This window comes from Vibrio sp. SCSIO 43086 (genome assembly GCF_051132235.1).
GTDB lineage: Bacteria > Pseudomonadota > Gammaproteobacteria > Enterobacterales > Vibrionaceae > Vibrio > Vibrio diabolicus.
The window spans coordinates 1374936-1391443 of sequence record NZ_CP072678.1 but is presented as its reverse complement, the minus strand read 5'-3'; the positions used below and the strand labels follow the sequence as shown (position 1 = coordinate 1391443).

Genomic DNA, 16508 nt, shown 5'->3' with positions numbered 1-16508 from the left:
CAAGGACACGAAAGTATGCTTAACCGGTTAAAACAACTTCAAACATCAACCAAAGGCTACATTGGCATTCCAATTGTCTTGCTAATGATTTTGGCAATGGTGATTTTACCTTTGCCTCCCCTGCTATTGGATGCGTTGTTTACCTTCAATATCGTCTTGGCAATCCTAGTATTGCTGGTCAGCACTACCGCAAAGCGACCATTAGACTTCTCAGTTTTTCCAACGATTTTGTTAGTCGCGACATTATTGCGTCTTACACTGAACGTCGCTTCCACACGAATCGTACTCCTAGAAGGACATAATGGGGGGGATGCGGCAGGTAAAGTCATCCAAGCGTTCGGTGAAGTCGTTATTGGCGGTAACTACGTCGTTGGTATGGTGGTGTTTGTTATCTTGATGATCATCAACTTCGTCGTAATTACCAAAGGTGGCGAACGTATCTCTGAGGTGTCAGCGCGCTTTACTTTGGATGCCTTACCGGGCAAACAGATGGCGATTGATGCCGACTTAAATGCCGGTCTTATCGATCAGGAAACCGCTCGATTGCGTCGTAAAGAAGTCGCTAACGAAGCCGATTTCCACGGCTCGATGGACGGTGCCTCAAAGTTTGTGCGAGGCGATGCTATCGCTGGTTTGCTGATTCTGTTTATCAACATCATTGGTGGTATCAGCATCGGCGTCTTTGAGCATGGACTCGCAGCATCTGACGCCTTTAAAACCTACGCACTACTTACAATCGGTGATGGCTTAGTAGCTCAAATTCCGTCACTTCTATTGGCAACGGCTGCAGCGATTATCGTTACGCGAATTAATGATAGCGATAATGGCATGTCGGAAACCATGCAAAAACAATTGCTGGCAACCCCGGCGACACTGTTTACCGTCGCAGGCATCATGGCTGTGATAGGCATGGTACCAGGCATGCCACATTTGGCCTTTTTTGCTTTCGCGGGTGCTTTAGCTTTCGCGGGTTGGCGTCAAACGAAAAAGCCCGTGCAAGACTCCCAAATCGAGGAGGTCGAAGCACTTTCACAAGCCATGCAAGAGGACGATACACCACTTACGTGGGAAGATATTCCTCATGTTCAAACGTTGTCGCTTTCCCTGGGTTACCGTCTCGTTCACCTAGTCAACAAAGAACAAGGTGCACCTTTATCACAGCGTATTCGCGGTGTGCGCCGTAACCTATCTGAACAAGTCGGCTTTTTATTACCAGAGGTACGTATTCGAGACAACCTAAGCCTTAAACCGAATCAGTATACAATTTCTCTCAATGGCGAAGTGATCGAACAAGGCTTTATCGAGCCAGAACGTTTGATGGCGATTGCAGTCGGAGAAACGTACGGTGAAGTAGATGGTATTTTGGGCAGTGATCCTGCTTACCAATTACCAGCAGTGTGGATTGAACATCAAGACAAAGCGAAAGCGCTGAACATGGGTTATCAAGTGGTCGATGATGGCACGGTCATCGCGACTCATATTAGCAAGATAATGAAAACAAACCTTGCTGAGTTGTTTACGCACGACGATGTTGAAGCTATGACGCAACGTTTGACACAGCAAGCACCGAAGTTAGCCGAAGCCCTAGCCGCAGCACTTAACCCTGCGCAGCAACTCAAAGTATATCGCCAGTTGTTACTAGACCAAGTGCCACTAAAAGATATTCGTACGATTGCTAACACGATGCTGGAGTCCGCGGAAAACACTAAAGACCCGATTTTACTGGCATCTGATGTGCGTTGCGCACTAAAACGCACGCTCGTAAACCTGATTGCGGGACAGAAAAACGAATTAAATGTCTATGCTCTCTCTGATGAACTAGAACAAATGCTACTGACTTCGCTACAACAAGCACAATCTTCTGGTACAGTAATGTTAGACAGCTTCCCAATTGAGCCAAATATTCTTGGTCAGTTCCAACAAAACTTGCCACTGATAAGACAACAGCTCAAACAACAGGGATTACCTCCGATTCTTCTCGTTATGCCTCAGTTACGTCCACTTCTGGCTCGTTACGCACGCACATTTACGCAAGGACTGGCAGTATTGTCTTACAACGAAATTCCAGAAAACAAACAAATCAATGTGGTAGGAAACCTTGGTTAATCTTATTTCAACACATGCGATGTACGAACATTTGGTTGGTCTCGCAGTACAACATATCGTCACGGATGACGATCAATTAGTATTTGATGCTTTAAAGCACAATGACATTCAACACGCGTGCCAAGCCATTCGCGAGACTCAATCAGGCGAGGTAGAATTCCAACACCTGACGTTGAGATTTGGCACGCGTGGCGAACAAAGCGTCTATCAATTCGAACTCTCTGAACAAATGCAGTACTGCCTAGATTTGTTCAGCCTTTATCTCGCATTGCGACAAACACAGTTTCAGCTAGAAGCCTTTCACCCCGACTTAATCAGTAACGTCGTCGTGCCGATAAGAATCGACGCATTACTATGGGAACCAGGCATATACTTTCTCGAACAGATGATTCAGTTTCACTCTTCCGCTTTTCAACATGTGATTCCTTCTCTTCAAGCAGACAAAACGCTATGCGCCTATGATAAAGTCTCAGCGCTGATAGAGAAGTTAAGAGAAAACGCCTACTCACTTTGGTTTGAAGTCGCGACATCACAAGTGAACTTCGAACGAGTCGCTGACTTTAGTCCCGATATGATCAAACTATCAGTCACGTTAGAGGATAAAGAAGAAAGACATGCTTTCCTACCGATTGCTAAGTTCTTAAGAAAGCACAAATACCCTTGGGTAGCCGGGCGGGTAGCGAGCCAAACAGAGCTAAACCGCTATCGCTTGTTAGGGGCCAATTATTACTTTGGTTATTTCAGTGACATCCCGACCTCCCTCTCTTTTCAATCTTTTGGTGAGGAATGACAGAATTTTAACTATTAATCTTTATAAAACAGCGCGAATTATTCGCGCTGTTTTTTTATTTATAACGAAGAACGACAATATTGATAGATGACTGCTTCCCTGATTAAGTCAGGCTTATTCAGGTTATTTGATGTTATATCTGTATTTTCATGGAATACAAGTCACTAAAAATCATCAATTTTGATCTTTTTTAGGAATTTTTTAATTTTCAAATTAATCATTAAAGCTGACCGACCGCCTCTAGTTAGTGACTAGGGAATATCCCGAGGCCTGAAAGATATAGTGACTAACTAAGGAGACTAAGATGGCTTTATCAATGCACACTAACTACGCATCGCTTGTAACTCAAAACACTCTGAACAACACAAGCGGTCTTCTAAACACTGCGATGGAGCGTCTAAGCACGGGTTACCGCATCAACTCAGCAGCAGATGACGCTGCGGGTCTACAAATTGCTACTCGTCTTGAATCTCAAACTCGTGGCATGAACGTAGCGATGCGTAACGCACAGGACGGCATCTCTATGATGCAAACTGCGGAAGGCGCAATGGATGAGATGACAAACATCACATACCGTATGAACGACCTTGCAACACAAGCTTCAAACGGCTCTCTATCTGCAAACGACCGTACAGCACTAAACGCAGAATACCAACAACTAGGTTCAGAACTTGCTAACATCATGTCTTCTACTAGCTTTGGTGGTAACAAGCTTCTATTAGATGGTGCTGGTCAATTTGAGCAAGCTGCTGTTACTTTCCAAATCGGTACGCAAGCTGGTGAACAACTATCAGTCGACGTTTCTGGTCAAGTTCAAGCAATCAACACTGCTGTTGGTACTGCTGGTGCTCTAGCAGTAGGTGACCTAACGTCTGCAGCAAACGCACAAACTGCAATGACAGCACTAACTGGTGCGACTGGTGAAGCTGGTCTTCTAGGTGCAATCGGTACTGCACGTTCTGCGTTAGGTGCAAACATCAACCGTCTAGAGCACACAATGACTAACCTAGGTAACATGGTTGAAAACACTTCTGCAGCGAAAGGCCGTATCACAGATGCAGACTTCGCAGTTGAATCTTCAAACATGACTAAGAACCAAATGCTAATGCAAGCTGGTACGACCGTTCTTTCTAAGACTAGTCAGCTTCCTGGTATGGCAATGTCACTACTACGCTAATTATTTAGTTAATAGTGCGCTCAATTTAAATCGTCCTAATGATAAAGCCTTCCCGCGGAAGGCTTTATTTTTATCTACGAATATAAATAGCGCTAGTATTACCAGTCAGGTGCTCTGGAATTCGAAAGCCTATTTTTAACATTATATTGTGTAGTATTTTATTAAATAGTTCTAGCTCTACAGGTTCAACTCTGTTTTCTAATTGGCTAAGTCTAAGCTCCGGGAATTTAGACATTGCTTCCTGTTGAATACTAGCGATTTCATCAGAATTAATACTCTGTTTGCTAAGTAGCTTTGTGCTAATAAAACCCTCATATGCACGAGCACATTTCATTAATCGTAAAGCAAATTCATTCATAACAGACATTCTTTTTAAGTGGTGGTCTAATTAATACAAGATCACTTGCATATGTAACCTCTTCAAAATAATACCAAAACACAATTAAAATACCGTATCAGAATTATCTGAATTGAATAGAGGGAAACACTTAATACAACTACGTCCTATTCAGCTCCCCCTATCTAACATCATAACTACAATTAAATATTTTCTGCCTCTAGGTCGCCTTTTCTATTAGGGAAAAGTAATTATCCCTTTAGAGGAATGCGGAATATCCAAGGTGGAAACATAGCTTCCTCTCAACAAAAAACATCAACTTAAGTTATTGTTTTGTAAAAACTTAAACATACGGCACGCATCTTGCGGTGAAAAGTTAAACCAGACTTAAAAGAACACTATTTAAGTCGACTAAATATGAGAGAGGGAGCGACCTCATGAGTTCGTTAGATCCAATCACTATGGCAACGCAGTTCGCCACTTTAGATGTTCAACCATTCCAACAGCGCTATCAGCTACAAACGAACAAGTATCAGGCTCAACTTTCCGCATTAGGCAAAGTTGAAACCGCGCTACGAGACTTTCGTACTGCAATCAATGAGATGAATAGCAATACAAACAGTATTGTTAAGAACAGCGCTACGCTGTCTCAAGAAGGCAACTTTACAGCCAGTGCAGATGCCAAGGCTCTTACAGGAAATTACCAAATCTTCGTAGAGCAAGTAGCAACTTCACATCAAGTTTCAACCGGCATGCCCGCAGACCTTGAAGCAACAACGGAGATTCCAACAACCGGCTCACTTGAGTTCACTATAAACGGTGAATCAATGACGCTGGATTTATCAACCGTCGATAGTGACGGAGACGGAGTCGCTACCGTTAGCGACCTTGCAAGCGCAATCAACAACAATGTGGATAATCCTGGCGTCAGCGCAACACTAGTTCGCTCAAACGGTCAAACACATTTTATGCTATCGAGCACAGAAACTGGTGTTGCCAATAAAATCAACGTATCAGCCTCTGGTACAGGTCAAGCGTGGTTTGAAGATGCATTCACTAACCTAAACCAAATTAGCGCCCCGCAAGATGCCGTTATGTGGTTGGGATCTAAAGACTCAGGTCTCAAACTGACGAACGCAAGCAACACTTTTGAAGGCGTAATTGACGGTGTTGATATTACGGTCTCAAAAGCGCAGTCAGCAGGCGACGCACCTATTAGCTTGAAGGTCGGTGCGGATAGTGAGGGAACAAAAGAGCAATTGGATAAGTTTGTTGAAGCATATAACACTCTTATTGGCGCAATGAACCAACACACCCAAATAGGTGGTGAAGACAAAAAACGCGGCGTATTGGCAAGCGACCCTACACTGCGCTCTATTGAAAGCCAATTAACAAGCTTAGTCCGAGGTGAGCATGGCGGCATGCGTTTAAGCGAGATCGGTATCAGTCTAGATCGCAACGGCAAAATGAAAGTTGACCAAGAAAAGTTTAAAAACGCACAACAAAACAACAGTGCTGGTTTAGAAGCAATCTTTAATGGTGATGGTGCGTTACTTGATTCCATTGATGACATGGTGGAACCGTTTTTGAAGTTTTCATCAGGTACTTTCAAATCTAGAAAAGACGCTTTGCAAGCAAATCTAGACCGAGTCGAAGATAAACAGACCACATTAGAGCGCAAGTACGAGATGTCGTACAACCGCTACCTAAAACAATTCACTCAAATGAACTCAATTATGACCCAAATGAGCCAAACCATGACAATGTTTGGCTAAGCCTTTAGGAGAAAAAACTCATGCTTATGGACTCTGGCTATGACTCGTACCAGCAAGTAGACCTCAACGCGCAAGCGGCAGCAGCAAACCCACACCAATTAGTCATTATGTTGATCGATGGCTTACTTGATGAAGTTGAACGTATTCGTGGCCATTTGGCTGCGAATCGCTTGGCGGAGAAAGGTAACGGAATCAACAAATGTATGAACATCTTAATTGGGCTCACAAGCGCTCTAGATGATGAGAATGGTGGCGAAATTGCTGAAAACTTACGCCAGCTGTATGACTTCTGCCAAGTTGAGCTTTATTACGCCAGCGTGCAGAACGATGCGAATCGCTTGGTTAATGTCGAGCGTGTAATGGGTAACATTCGTGAAGGTTGGATGAATTTTGGACAACAAGCATAAAGTGTCGCCAGAGCGATTTCGTCATTTATCTCAGCTCATCCAATTCGCTACAAAAACAGCAGATTGGCATGCGCTTAAGCGCTATGACTTGCAGTTGCGAGAGCTATTGATCAGTCACAAACCTTTTTTGAAGGATCCTAAGCTTGCACCTGAAATTCAACGTGCCAAAACCGTTCATGCAGATGCATTCGCTAGATTAGAAAAGTCGAAGAACGAGTTAGAAAAAGAGATGAATATGGTCAATGACCATCAAGAGCGCGCTATGGCCTATCAATTAGCGATGACCATGGAGCTAACTCAATGATCGTATCTCCTTCAACTCAAATATCCGGCAATGCATCACCTGGCCATGAAGGCAACATAAAACAAGCAAGAGCTGTACACGGTTTTTCTCATAACCCTATGTCTGAGCATAGCCAGTATGACGGCCAAGGTTTCGCCTCAGCTTCAACCGTGCCGAGTTTTCATCTTACCGCTCCAGCTTTGGACAGCGAAGAAAAAGCGCATGCTCGTGGTTTGGATACTGACGAACACTCGGCTTCTGAAGCAGATGCTCACCTGACAAGTACACTGGGTTCAACAGAATCACCTGATCTTGCTATGCAAGCTCAGGCTCTAACCCAGAGTATGCTCACTATGGCAGAAAAGCAGTCGGGTCAATTCGGAAAAACTCCGCCTTTATCGGTAGCTAACGATGTTAAGTCTACAACACAAGACTCAAATAACGCCTTGCTAAACACCTCTATCAAGCAACAAGAGGTGCAACAAAGCCAACCGATGTCATCGAACTCGCGTCTATCAATCTCCAGTGCCGACTTTCAGACCCTATTGAGTCAACCAGCTCAAGGGCAACCAACGGCCTCACCACTCCAAGGACAAACACCAACGCCACAAGCCCCGAACACCGCCGTTGCCACGAGTCATATTCAAACTCAAGGCTCTGAGTGGGCGGCTGTGCGCGTTGACACCAGTGCTGGGAAATGGGGAGAGCAAATGATGCAAGTTCTGCATGACCGTGTGACTCTTCAAGCGCAACAAAATGTACAAGAAGCCAAAATCCGCCTCGACCCACCGGATTTAGGTAAGCTGGATTTACTTGTACGTGTTGAAGGCGACCGACTAAGCGTGCACATCAATGCCAATGCAGCCGCAACACGAGAAGCTTTAATGCAAGTGTCTGAGCGTCTACGCACAGAACTGCAAGAGCAGAACTTCGTCCATGTCGATGTCAACGTGGGCTCTGATCAAAGCCAGAGTCGCAATGACCAACATACAAATGAAGAAGACGCCACTATTTTCGCAGCACGAGAATCTGGTGCATTCCAAACTACAACAACAAACTATTCAGAACACTGGCTGAACACTCAAGCCTAGTTAATCCTCGAGGAAAAAGGTTATGACCAAACAACAAATGATCGCCCTGTTTATCGCCATGATCATCACCAGCGCCCTCGTTTCGGCCGCCACGATTATGGGCGGAATCTGGTACTTAAACAAACACGCTCAAGAGTCACCTGACTCTGGTTCCTTGATCGATGATTCTCCATTGTCATTTTTAGTCACAGAAGAACCGACAAGCAAAGGTCCTAGCTTCCATCCTTTAGACAAAGTCGTTTTGACCGTAAAAGGTAAAAAACAGACTCACTTTGTCATGCTAGAACTAGCAATTGAAACACGCCGTCCTGAGCGCATCAAAGACATTGATGAGTACATGCCAATGGTACAAAACTCATTATTAAAATTGTTTAGCGACAAAACATTTGATGAGTTACAGCAAGCGGGTGCCATCGATATTCTGCAAAACGAAGTAAAACAAACGCTTTTACTGGCTTTTGCTAAGACAGACATCGTTCGCGAAATCGACGATGTTTTGTTGACTAAATATGTTGTGCAATAACGGAGCACAACCATGTTAGACATGAATATACAAGACACCTATACCACAGAAGAGGAAGTGACGACGCCATCACGCCCAATTGACGAAAATGCACTGCTGCAACGTCATCAAGTTATGGTGAAACGCGTCGTTAACCAGCTACGTGTTCATGCCACTTCTCACTGTAGTATTGAAGATATGCAGCAAATTGGCCTTATCGCTCTAGTTGAAGCTGGACGCCGATACGGCGATGTTGACGATCCTCATTTCCCTGCCTTTGCCGTGTGTCGCGTTCGAGGTGCAATTTTAGACGAATTACGCCGGCTAGATTGGCGCTCACGTAAAACTCGCCAACAGGCTCACGAACTCAATGACGTGACTCGAGATCTCACACGCTCTTTAGGTCGGATGCCCACGGATGCAGAAATCATCCAAGCCTTGGGGACGAATGAGCAGGACTATTACAATCGCCAAAATGCCGCCCTTGCGGGAGAGATGCAAAGCCTTGACCAACTGATGGAAAGCAGTGGTGATAGCTATATTGGCGGGCAATATGATGGCATGGAACATGAGCATATTCGTCGCAGTTTAGATAGCGCTTTAGGCAAATTGCCGAAGCGTGATCAATTGCTGCTTACTCTGTTCTATCAACATGAACTCAACTTACACGAAATAGCTCTGGTATTGGATCTGACACCACCTCGTATATGTCAGCTTCACAAACAAGCGCTGAAACAACTCAACCAATTAATGTCCTCTTAGGAGTCACAAGATGCAAAAGTTTTTTGGAGTCCTCACTATCCTGGTGTGCGTCTTCGGTGGATACATGTGGGCCGGCGGTAACTTAGGCGCTATCTGGCAACCAGCCGAATTCCTTATCATCATTGGCGCTGCTGCTGGTTCTTTGATCATCGGTAACCCACCTCACGTACTGAAAGAAATGCGTCGCCAAGTGCCTGCGACCATCAAAGGCCCGACAGAAGAGCATGAGTACTACATGGAATTAATGGCGCTGCTCAATAACTTGCTCGAGACAGCGCGCAACCGTGGTTATAAGTTTCTCGACTCTCACATTGAGTCGCCAGAACAGAGCTCTATGTTTCTCGCTTACCCGACGATTGCTGAGGATCATCGCCTAATTTCTTTCATTACTGATAATTTACGTTTAATGGCAATGGGACAAATGTCGCCTCATGAATTAGAGGGACTGCTAGAGCAAGAAATTGAAGCTATCCAAAACGAAATGCTTTTGCCTTCACGCTCACTACAGCGTACAGCAGAAGCACTACCTGGCTTCGGTATTCTTGCAGCAGTTGGTGGCATCATTATCACCATGCAGGCCATTGATGGCTCAATCGCTATGATTGGTTATCACGTTGCAGCAGCTCTCGTAGGTACATTCATTGGTATTTTCGGTTGTTACTGTGGTTTAGACCCACTAAGTAACGCCATGGCTCAGCGAGTAAAACGTAATATGACTGCTTTTGAATGCGTACGCGCAACCTTGGTTGCCTACGTAGCGAAGAAGCCGACATTGCTCGCCATTGACGCTGGTCGTAAACATATTCAGCTAGACATCAAACCAACATTCAACCAAATGGAGAAGTGGTTAGCTGAACAGGAGGGATAATGCAAAAACAAGAGCATGTAGTGTTCAAACGTGCCAAAGCACACAGCCATGATGAACCTCATGGCGGCGCGTGGAAAGTCGCGTTTGCTGACTTCATGATCGCCCTAATGGCGCTGTTTCTTGTGCTTTGGGTTATGCAGGTGGTAGACAAAGAAGAGCGTAAAGCAATTGTCGCCCACTTACATAGCTCAAGCGTATTCGACAAGAGTTACGGTAATCCATTTGATACTTCACAAAGTATCTCTCCTATTGACTTGGCACAGGACTCTTCTGTGCCAAGTAAACACAATTCCAACCACGTGGTAAGCTCATACTTTCGAGGTGACGGCGATGGGCCAGAAATCGACTCGTTGATTCCTGGTAACTTCGATACTCAGGAGCAACTTGCAGCGTTGGCGAAAGTCATTGAACGAATGACCGCTCAGATTAACGCACAAGGAAATGTCAACGTCACCGTGACCCCACAAGGCCTACGTATCGTCCTTCAAGATGATTACAAACAGCATATGTTCAGTCGTGGTGGCGCAGAGCTGACCCCTTTCTTCGAAGACTTATTACTTGCACTTGCGCCTGTATTTCAGCGTGTGAACAACCCACTGATCATCAGCGGTCATACCGATGCGATTCCATTTAAAAAACGCTTTGGTCGTCAATCAAACTGGGCGCTATCTGCATCTCGAGCTGATGTCGCAAGAAATACGCTGGTTGAAGGTGGCATGCCGGATGATCGCGTCATGCAGGTCACAGGCATGTCGGATAGAGCACTGCTTAACCCTGATGAACCAGATTCAAGCGAAAACCGCCGTATCGAGCTGTTCGTTTTAACGACGCCAGCAGCCAAAGTACTCGAAACTCTTTTTGGTAACCACCAAGAAAGTGAACTGCAAAAAGCGAAAGATAAAGCCGAATTTAACCAACCAGTCATTCGACAAGAAGTCATCAATTACTCGGGTGATACGGCCACCAACGAAGTAAATATTCAAGAATTATAACCTCAAAAGGTCACCTCGCCTGATGGTGACCTTTCTAACTGAAACCTCTGTTACTGTGACTTTTTAGTTGAGTTCTATATGCACATAACACCATCCGAAAACAAAAAACGCGATCTGTTGAAGAAGGCCTTTTTATGGTTAATTGTCTTCGACTACCTTTTATTGGCGTTTTTCTTAACTCAGCTGTCCAGTTTAACGCTTAACAGTGGGACCATGATCAGTATGCTGCTCGTCGTCTACAACGTCTTACTCGTTTCTCTGTGCTTTCAAAGAACCAATAAACAGGACTCTTATATTATCTACCCTGTTTTATCCGCGACGTTGTTGGCATTTGTCTGCTTTCTTTATTTCTTTTTTTTAATTTAGATACCAGACTCCACCATTGACTTTATTTTTACTGCTTTTTCGAAGTGGTCGAGCCGATGGGTCTGAATCCACCACGTAGCCGCCTCCATCAACCGTTCTGGATCATCATTTTTGTTGGCGAAAAACGCATAAAATGAGAGCCCAACCTGCTCACCTTTGCTTTCGATCTTTTTGTCACAGACCTCTATTATTTTGTCTCTCAGTGAAGCTCTCATTTCTATTCCCTTACGCTAGTACATACTCACTAACCATACGGTTGAAAGAAATCAGATCAAACGAACCTTTAATTTCAAAACGTACTCTTCCCACCTCACTCATGAAGAACTCAATTTCACAGTCTAAGTCAAAGGTACCAGACGTCTCGATAGAAAATGCATTGATCTTGCTATAAGGCAGCGACGTGTAATCCACTTTTGAGCCCGTAATCCCTTGCACATTCGCCGCAATCACTCGCTTGTTGGTAAACACCACTTGGTCGCGAACCGTTTTAAAGCCCGCAAATACCGACTCGCCATCAATAAGAAACTTGTGAAAATCTTCCCTAACTTTTGATACCTCAATGGGTTTAAGCTTAAACACTGATGAATTGTCGAAATCGATCATAGTCATTCCTTTTTAGTTGATAGCGAACAAACTCAACGTAGCAGATACACAGACCGTTGCCTATCAGCTAAGTACCATCTTTCGATTTCAAACCTAGGAAAAATTCAACAAAGTGCATTACTTCCAGCCCTGCCGCCATAGCTCTGGGTCTTTCAGCTCTTGCCAGTTCATCTCTTGCTCACGTTTACTCATAACCGCCTCAATGACACATTTCACAACATTGCCTTCTTCATCCAGCTCCATTTCTGTTACGACAAAGTGCTTCTCTTTATTTTTAGGTGACGTCGCCGTCCATTTGCTGTGCAATAGCTTCTTGGGGTGAATTTTATTCATAGTGGTATACCAATTTAACTAACATCTTTATGTATACGACTGAATACCAAGAGAGAATCAGATTTTATTTTTAAGCATCCACGAAAAGAAAAAGCCGCAAAAGAGCTCATCCCCTAATGCGGCCTTACTTGCAACCCAATTAGGTCTTTTGACCGTTCAAACGAGGGTTTAAGTACTGACTCTGTAGCAACTGCAACGCCTTACCTACCAGCACAATCACCACCGCGCCGATCAGTACTGGCGTGAACAGAAAGCTCCACCCCTGCCCAGAGGCCATGATCAAGATAGGATTCGCGCCCGCTGGTGGATGCGTTGTCTTCGTAATCAGCATCGCTGACACACCTAACCCAGTCGCAATCGCGAGCGTGATTGGCGTGATCTCAACGTATTGACTAAACGCAATACCGATAGATGCCGTAATGCAGTGACCAATGATCACGTTTTTTGGTTGAGCGAGAGGGCTGCTAGGCACCCCAAACACCAACACCGCAGTAGCACCAAATGGCGCCATGAGAAGTACAACCTCAGTAAGAGATACCTCGGCGTAAGACAACACACCAATAGCCAATGTCGCACCAAGCCCCGCGACCAAAGATAAAATTAAATTATTCATAAACACCTCAAAGTAGACCGAATTGTCTACAAATTAAAATAGACAAATCTGTCTACCTTTGTCAATATGTGTTTGTAGAACTTTTTGAGGACGTAGTTATGAACAAAAAGAAACAGTTATTGATCGATACCGCGTTGTCGCTGTTTTACAAACAGGGCATCAACTCCATTGGCATCAATGAAGTCCTTAAAGTATCTGGCGTGGCTAAACGCACGCTGTACAGCCATTTTGAAAGCAAAGAAGCGCTCATCCTTGCCGCACTAGAACAACGCCACCAAATCTTCATGGCGTGGCTAGAGGAGAAACTGTCATCAGCACAATCGAGCACAGACGTGATCGACCAGTTGTTTACCGCGCTTAACGGCTGGTTTCATGGTTCTGAGGAAAAATTGGGCGAGTTTCGCGGCTGTTTTTTCATCAACACGTCCGCCGAATTCAGTGACGACCGCGGCGAGATTGCAACGTATTGCCGCCACCATAAACAACAGGTTCGTGAGCTAATTCAACGCTATCTCAAATCAGACAACACATCATTACTCAATGCCATTTGCATCATGAAAGAAGGTGCCATCACCACCGCTTACATGACAAAAGAGTACGACGACGTCACAAAGAAATGCGTGGAAATTTTGCACAAGCTGTAACGGTAAGAAATCAAGAAACGAAACGACCAAGCACCAAACTGGCGAGAATGTTCAGAAATGGTAAGGTTATTTTATCAACCTAATGAGACACGCTTGATATGAAAATTGGCGAACTGGCGCAAAAAACGGGCCTTGCTCCCTCGCGTATTCGATTTTACGAGCGCATCGGACTGCTAAAAACCGTGACCCGTAAAGCCAACGGGTACCGCGAGTATCCGCAAGAAGCATTAATGATTCTGGACATGATCACAACGGGTCAGCAAGCTGGATTCAGTTTGGATGAACTAAGTGCGTTACTGCCATCCGACCTTTCTAACTGGGATCATCACCAGTTATTGACGACCTTGCAGCAAAAAGTCCAAGAGCTCGACGAGCTTGAGCGAAAAATCGCGCAGAGTAAAAGCAAGTTAAAAGAAGTACTTAAAGAGATTGAAGCTAAGCCAGATGACATGGACTGTGCAATGAATGCAAAACGCGTCATGTCTCAGCTTGGTCAAACGATTCTGACCAAAGAAAACCCTTCAAATAAAAATAAAGCCGTCACCAAAGCAAAGCAACGTTAACAAGCGAAGCTTTACTCTTGATGTTGAGTTAAAGATTCGCAAGTTCCCTACCTGCCACTAAATTGAGTTTGTCAAAACCATTCGCCCTTAGCTCAGGTCTGCCATCTCCTTATTTCTATATTCAATAAAAATTAATCTGATTTATCTTCAAAATGCGGGTTGACCTTAAACCTAACTTTAATCTTAGGATGAATATCAAAGCAACACAGCAGGAGATTGGTGAATGCAAACGATATTGGGTGCAAGTGGGCAAATTGGCCGTGAGCTGGCATTAAGCCTAAAACGAGACTTTACGAGCGACATCCGTTTAGTGAGCCGCAATCCGCATCGAGTCAACGAGACGGATCAACTGGTAAAAGCGGACTTGCTCGACGCGAAACAAACATCAGATGCCGTAAAAGGTTCTAGTATCGTTTACCTTACTGCAGGGCTACCAATGGATACCCAACTGTGGGTGGAACAGTGGCCAACAATGATGCGTAATGTCATCGCCGCATGTAAAACTCATCAAGCAAAGCTTGTTTACTTTGATAATACCTACATGTACCCGCAAACGGATACGCCTCAACAAGAAGATGCACCATTTCAGCCCAATGGAGAAAAAGGTCGAATTCGTGCGGTCATTACTGACATGCTGCTAGAATCGATGAATAAAGGAGAAATCGAAGCCGTTATCTGTCGCGCTCCGGAATTTTACGGCCCGGGAAAAACGCAAAGCATCACTAATTCCGCCATTATCGATAATCTACTTAACCAAAAGAGCGCAAAAGTGTTTTTACGTGATGACACCAAACGCAGCTTAATTTATACGCCAGACGCAAGCCGAGCCATGGCGCTAATTGGGAATACGCCCGATGCTTACGGACAAACTTGGCATTTGCCTTGCGATGATCGTCGACTGACGTATCGGGAGTTTATCGCTGTTGCGGCAAAGGTTTTTAACGTTCAGCCGAAATACAAAGTCATCAAGCGCTGGCAATTGTGGCTAGCTGGGCGATTTAATCAAACCATTCGAGATGCAGCCGAGCTTTTGCCTCGCTACGAATCTGACAACCTTTTTGTTTCAGATAAGTTTCAGACTCGTTTTCCAGATTTTCAAATCACCACATTCGAACAAGGCTTGACCACAATTCAACAAGAAAAAGCCAATGACCAGAAACCTCTTTAAGCAGGCATTGATAGGAGCTTTTTGATGAAAGATAACACACCGGCATCATCCCCAGAGCGTTGGATCATATACGGAGCCAATGGTTATACAGGCGAGCTGATTGCGAGAGAGGCCGTAAAACGGGGTCACCACCCAATCCTTGCAGGTAGAAGTTTAGAGAAAGTACAAAGCCTAGCGGCTGAACTAGGGCTGCAAAGTCTTGCTTTTTCTCTTGAGGATAAAAGCAGCGCGATCCAACATATTTCGGGTTCCTCACTGGTATTAAACTGCGCAGGCCCCTTTTCTTCGACAGCAAAACCGATGATGAAAGCGTGCCTAGAAGCAGGTACACATTACCTCGATATTACAGGTGAGATCTCTGTATTTGAGTTTGCACAAACGCTGCAATCACAAGCAAAGGAAGCTAGTGTCGTATTGTGCTCTGGTGTTGGTTTTGATGTTATTCCAACGGATTGCATTGCAGCCACATTGAAAGCTGCGCTACCAGATGCAACACACTTGTCTCTCGGTTTTGACTCTCGCTCTGGTTTTTCTCCGGGCACAGCGAAAACGTCTGTCGAAGGTTTGGCTCAAGGCGGAAAAGTGAGACTTAACGGAAAAATCACCACCGTTCCGCTAGCGTATAAAGTTCGCAACATTGATTTTGGTGACGGCGAAAAACTTGCGATGACCATTCCGTGGGGCGATGTTTCAACCGCCTATTACACCACGGGGATTGAGAATATTGATGTTTTTGTTCCCGGATCGCCGAACATGATAAAAAACGCTAAACGAGCGAATTGGGTTCGCCCCCTTCTCGGCATAACCTGGGTACAAAGCCTCATAAAAAGCCGTATTGAAAGAACCGTAAAAGGACCGAATGAGGAGCAAAGAAACCAATTACCCACATATGTGTGGGGTAAAGCAAGCAACAAACTCGGACAAAGCAAAACAGCACGAGTACAAACGGCCAATGGCTACAGCTTAACCGTAACGGGATCTCTGGCGATTGTAGAACACCTGCTACATACGAAGCCTGAAGCCGGTGTATACACCCCATCTAAGCTCATGGGATCCAATTTTGTATCGCAGCTTCCCGGCTCTAGTGGCATAACCATTGAAGAGTAAACAAAAAGGCACCAATCGGTG

Annotated in this window: 21 protein-coding genes; 16 read left to right on the top strand and 5 right to left on the bottom strand. The window is 44.8% G+C overall.

What is annotated here, in order from left to right; translation table 11 throughout:
• Window positions 1-15: 15 nt before the first annotated feature.
• The 3 genes from flhA to lafA all read left to right on the top strand — a co-directional run bounded on the left by flhA (window position 16) and on the right by lafA (window position 4073).
• Entirely contained in the window at window positions 16-2106 is a 2091-nt protein-coding gene (gene flhA, locus J8Z23_RS22410; RefSeq protein ID WP_006741984.1) for a flagellar biosynthesis protein FlhA, read from the top strand.
• Between the two features lie 19 nt (window positions 2107-2125).
• Window positions 2126-2896, top strand: a complete 771-nt coding sequence (locus J8Z23_RS22405) for an EAL domain-containing protein (RefSeq protein ID WP_046875750.1) — start codon at window positions 2126-2128, stop codon at window positions 2894-2896.
• Window positions 2897-3200: 304 nt separating this feature from the next.
• Window positions 3201-4073, top strand: coding sequence for a lateral flagellin LafA (lafA, locus tag J8Z23_RS22400; RefSeq protein WP_046875749.1), 873 nt, complete (start codon window positions 3201-3203; stop codon window positions 4071-4073).
• Between the two features lie 70 nt (window positions 4074-4143).
• Here lafA and J8Z23_RS22395 read toward each other — a convergent pair whose 3' ends face one another.
• Complete coding sequence (locus J8Z23_RS22395) at window positions 4144-4431, bottom strand: hypothetical protein (RefSeq protein ID WP_048625399.1); 288 nt, start codon at window positions 4429-4431, stop codon at window positions 4144-4146.
• A 416-nt stretch (window positions 4432-4847) separates the two neighbouring features.
• Between J8Z23_RS22395 and fliD the strand changes: the two genes are divergently transcribed.
• The 9 genes from fliD to J8Z23_RS22350 all read left to right on the top strand — a co-directional run bounded on the left by fliD (window position 4848) and on the right by J8Z23_RS22350 (window position 11456).
• The gene (fliD, locus tag J8Z23_RS22390) at window positions 4848-6185 is read left to right on the top strand and encodes a flagellar filament capping protein FliD (RefSeq protein WP_145533807.1); all 1338 of its coding nucleotides are present in this window, start codon (window positions 4848-4850) and stop codon (window positions 6183-6185) included.
• 20 nt (window positions 6186-6205) lie between these two features.
• Window positions 6206-6592, top strand: a complete 387-nt coding sequence (gene fliS / locus J8Z23_RS22385; protein ID WP_005398523.1) for a flagellar export chaperone FliS — start codon at window positions 6206-6208, stop codon at window positions 6590-6592.
• Window positions 6576-6896, top strand: coding sequence for a hypothetical protein (locus J8Z23_RS22380; protein WP_005398525.1), 321 nt, complete (start codon window positions 6576-6578; stop codon window positions 6894-6896). The genes fliS and J8Z23_RS22380 overlap by 17 nt, the downstream gene beginning before the upstream one ends.
• Window positions 6893-7966 carry a flagellar hook-length control protein FliK gene (locus tag J8Z23_RS22375; RefSeq protein ID WP_161444929.1) on the top strand — a complete coding sequence of 358 codons (1074 nt, stop codon included), beginning with the start codon at window positions 6893-6895 and terminating at the stop codon, window positions 7964-7966. The genes J8Z23_RS22380 and J8Z23_RS22375 overlap by 4 nt, the downstream gene beginning before the upstream one ends.
• Before the next feature lie 22 nt (window positions 7967-7988).
• Window positions 7989-8489 carry a flagellar basal body-associated FliL family protein gene (locus J8Z23_RS22370; RefSeq protein WP_005398533.1) on the top strand — a complete coding sequence of 167 codons (501 nt, stop codon included), beginning with the start codon at window positions 7989-7991 and terminating at the stop codon, window positions 8487-8489.
• A 12-nt stretch (window positions 8490-8501) separates the two neighbouring features.
• Complete coding sequence (locus J8Z23_RS22365) at window positions 8502-9230, top strand: FliA/WhiG family RNA polymerase sigma factor (RefSeq protein WP_005396579.1); 729 nt, start codon at window positions 8502-8504, stop codon at window positions 9228-9230.
• A gap of 10 nt (window positions 9231-9240) precedes the next feature.
• Window positions 9241-10098 carry a flagellar motor stator protein MotA gene (motA, locus tag J8Z23_RS22360; RefSeq protein ID WP_005396580.1) on the top strand — a complete coding sequence of 286 codons (858 nt, stop codon included), beginning with the start codon at window positions 9241-9243 and terminating at the stop codon, window positions 10096-10098.
• A complete protein-coding gene (locus J8Z23_RS22355; protein ID WP_005396581.1) occupies window positions 10098-11090 on the top strand; it encodes a flagellar motor protein MotB in 993 nt (330 codons plus the stop codon). The genes motA and J8Z23_RS22355 overlap by 1 nt, the downstream gene beginning before the upstream one ends.
• A 78-nt stretch (window positions 11091-11168) precedes the next feature.
• Window positions 11169-11456, top strand: coding sequence for a hypothetical protein (locus J8Z23_RS22350; RefSeq protein WP_031780567.1), 288 nt, complete (start codon window positions 11169-11171; stop codon window positions 11454-11456).
• Here J8Z23_RS22350 and J8Z23_RS22345 read toward each other — a convergent pair.
• From J8Z23_RS22345 to J8Z23_RS22330, 4 genes are all read right to left on the bottom strand, one after another.
• A complete protein-coding gene (locus tag J8Z23_RS22345) occupies window positions 11453-11671 on the bottom strand; it encodes a DUF6500 family protein (protein WP_006741989.1) in 219 nt (72 codons plus the stop codon). The genes J8Z23_RS22350 and J8Z23_RS22345 overlap by 4 nt on opposite strands.
• A gap of 10 nt (window positions 11672-11681) precedes the next feature.
• Window positions 11682-12059, bottom strand: coding sequence for a PH domain-containing protein (locus tag J8Z23_RS22340; RefSeq protein WP_005396583.1), 378 nt, complete (start codon window positions 12057-12059; stop codon window positions 11682-11684).
• Window positions 12060-12176: 117 nt separating this feature from the next.
• Window positions 12177-12392, bottom strand: a complete 216-nt coding sequence (locus J8Z23_RS22335) for a TIGR02450 family Trp-rich protein (RefSeq protein WP_005396585.1) — start codon at window positions 12390-12392, stop codon at window positions 12177-12179.
• Between the two features lie 139 nt (window positions 12393-12531).
• Window positions 12532-13005 (bottom strand): HPP family protein, encoded by a 474-nt coding sequence (locus tag J8Z23_RS22330; RefSeq protein WP_005396586.1) that lies wholly within the window; start codon window positions 13003-13005, stop codon window positions 12532-12534.
• A 98-nt stretch (window positions 13006-13103) separates the two neighbouring features.
• On the opposite strand from J8Z23_RS22330, the gene J8Z23_RS22325 reads away from it, so the two are divergent.
• The 4 genes from J8Z23_RS22325 to J8Z23_RS22310 all read left to right on the top strand — a co-directional run bounded on the left by J8Z23_RS22325 (window position 13104) and on the right by J8Z23_RS22310 (window position 16487).
• Window positions 13104-13649 carry a TetR/AcrR family transcriptional regulator gene (locus tag J8Z23_RS22325; RefSeq protein ID WP_065646206.1) on the top strand — a complete coding sequence of 182 codons (546 nt, stop codon included), beginning with the start codon at window positions 13104-13106 and terminating at the stop codon, window positions 13647-13649.
• Window positions 13650-13747: 98 nt separating this feature from the next.
• Entirely contained in the window at window positions 13748-14212 is a 465-nt protein-coding gene (locus J8Z23_RS22320; protein ID WP_005462760.1) for a MerR family transcriptional regulator, read from the top strand.
• A gap of 223 nt (window positions 14213-14435) precedes the next feature.
• A complete protein-coding gene (locus J8Z23_RS22315; protein ID WP_005462753.1) occupies window positions 14436-15380 on the top strand; it encodes an SDR family oxidoreductase in 945 nt (314 codons plus the stop codon).
• Window positions 15381-15404: 24 nt separating this feature from the next.
• On the top strand, window positions 15405-16487 hold the full coding sequence (locus J8Z23_RS22310; protein ID WP_434635428.1) for a saccharopine dehydrogenase family protein: 1083 nt from the start codon (window positions 15405-15407) through the stop codon (window positions 16485-16487).
• Window positions 16488-16508 lie beyond the last annotated feature (21 nt).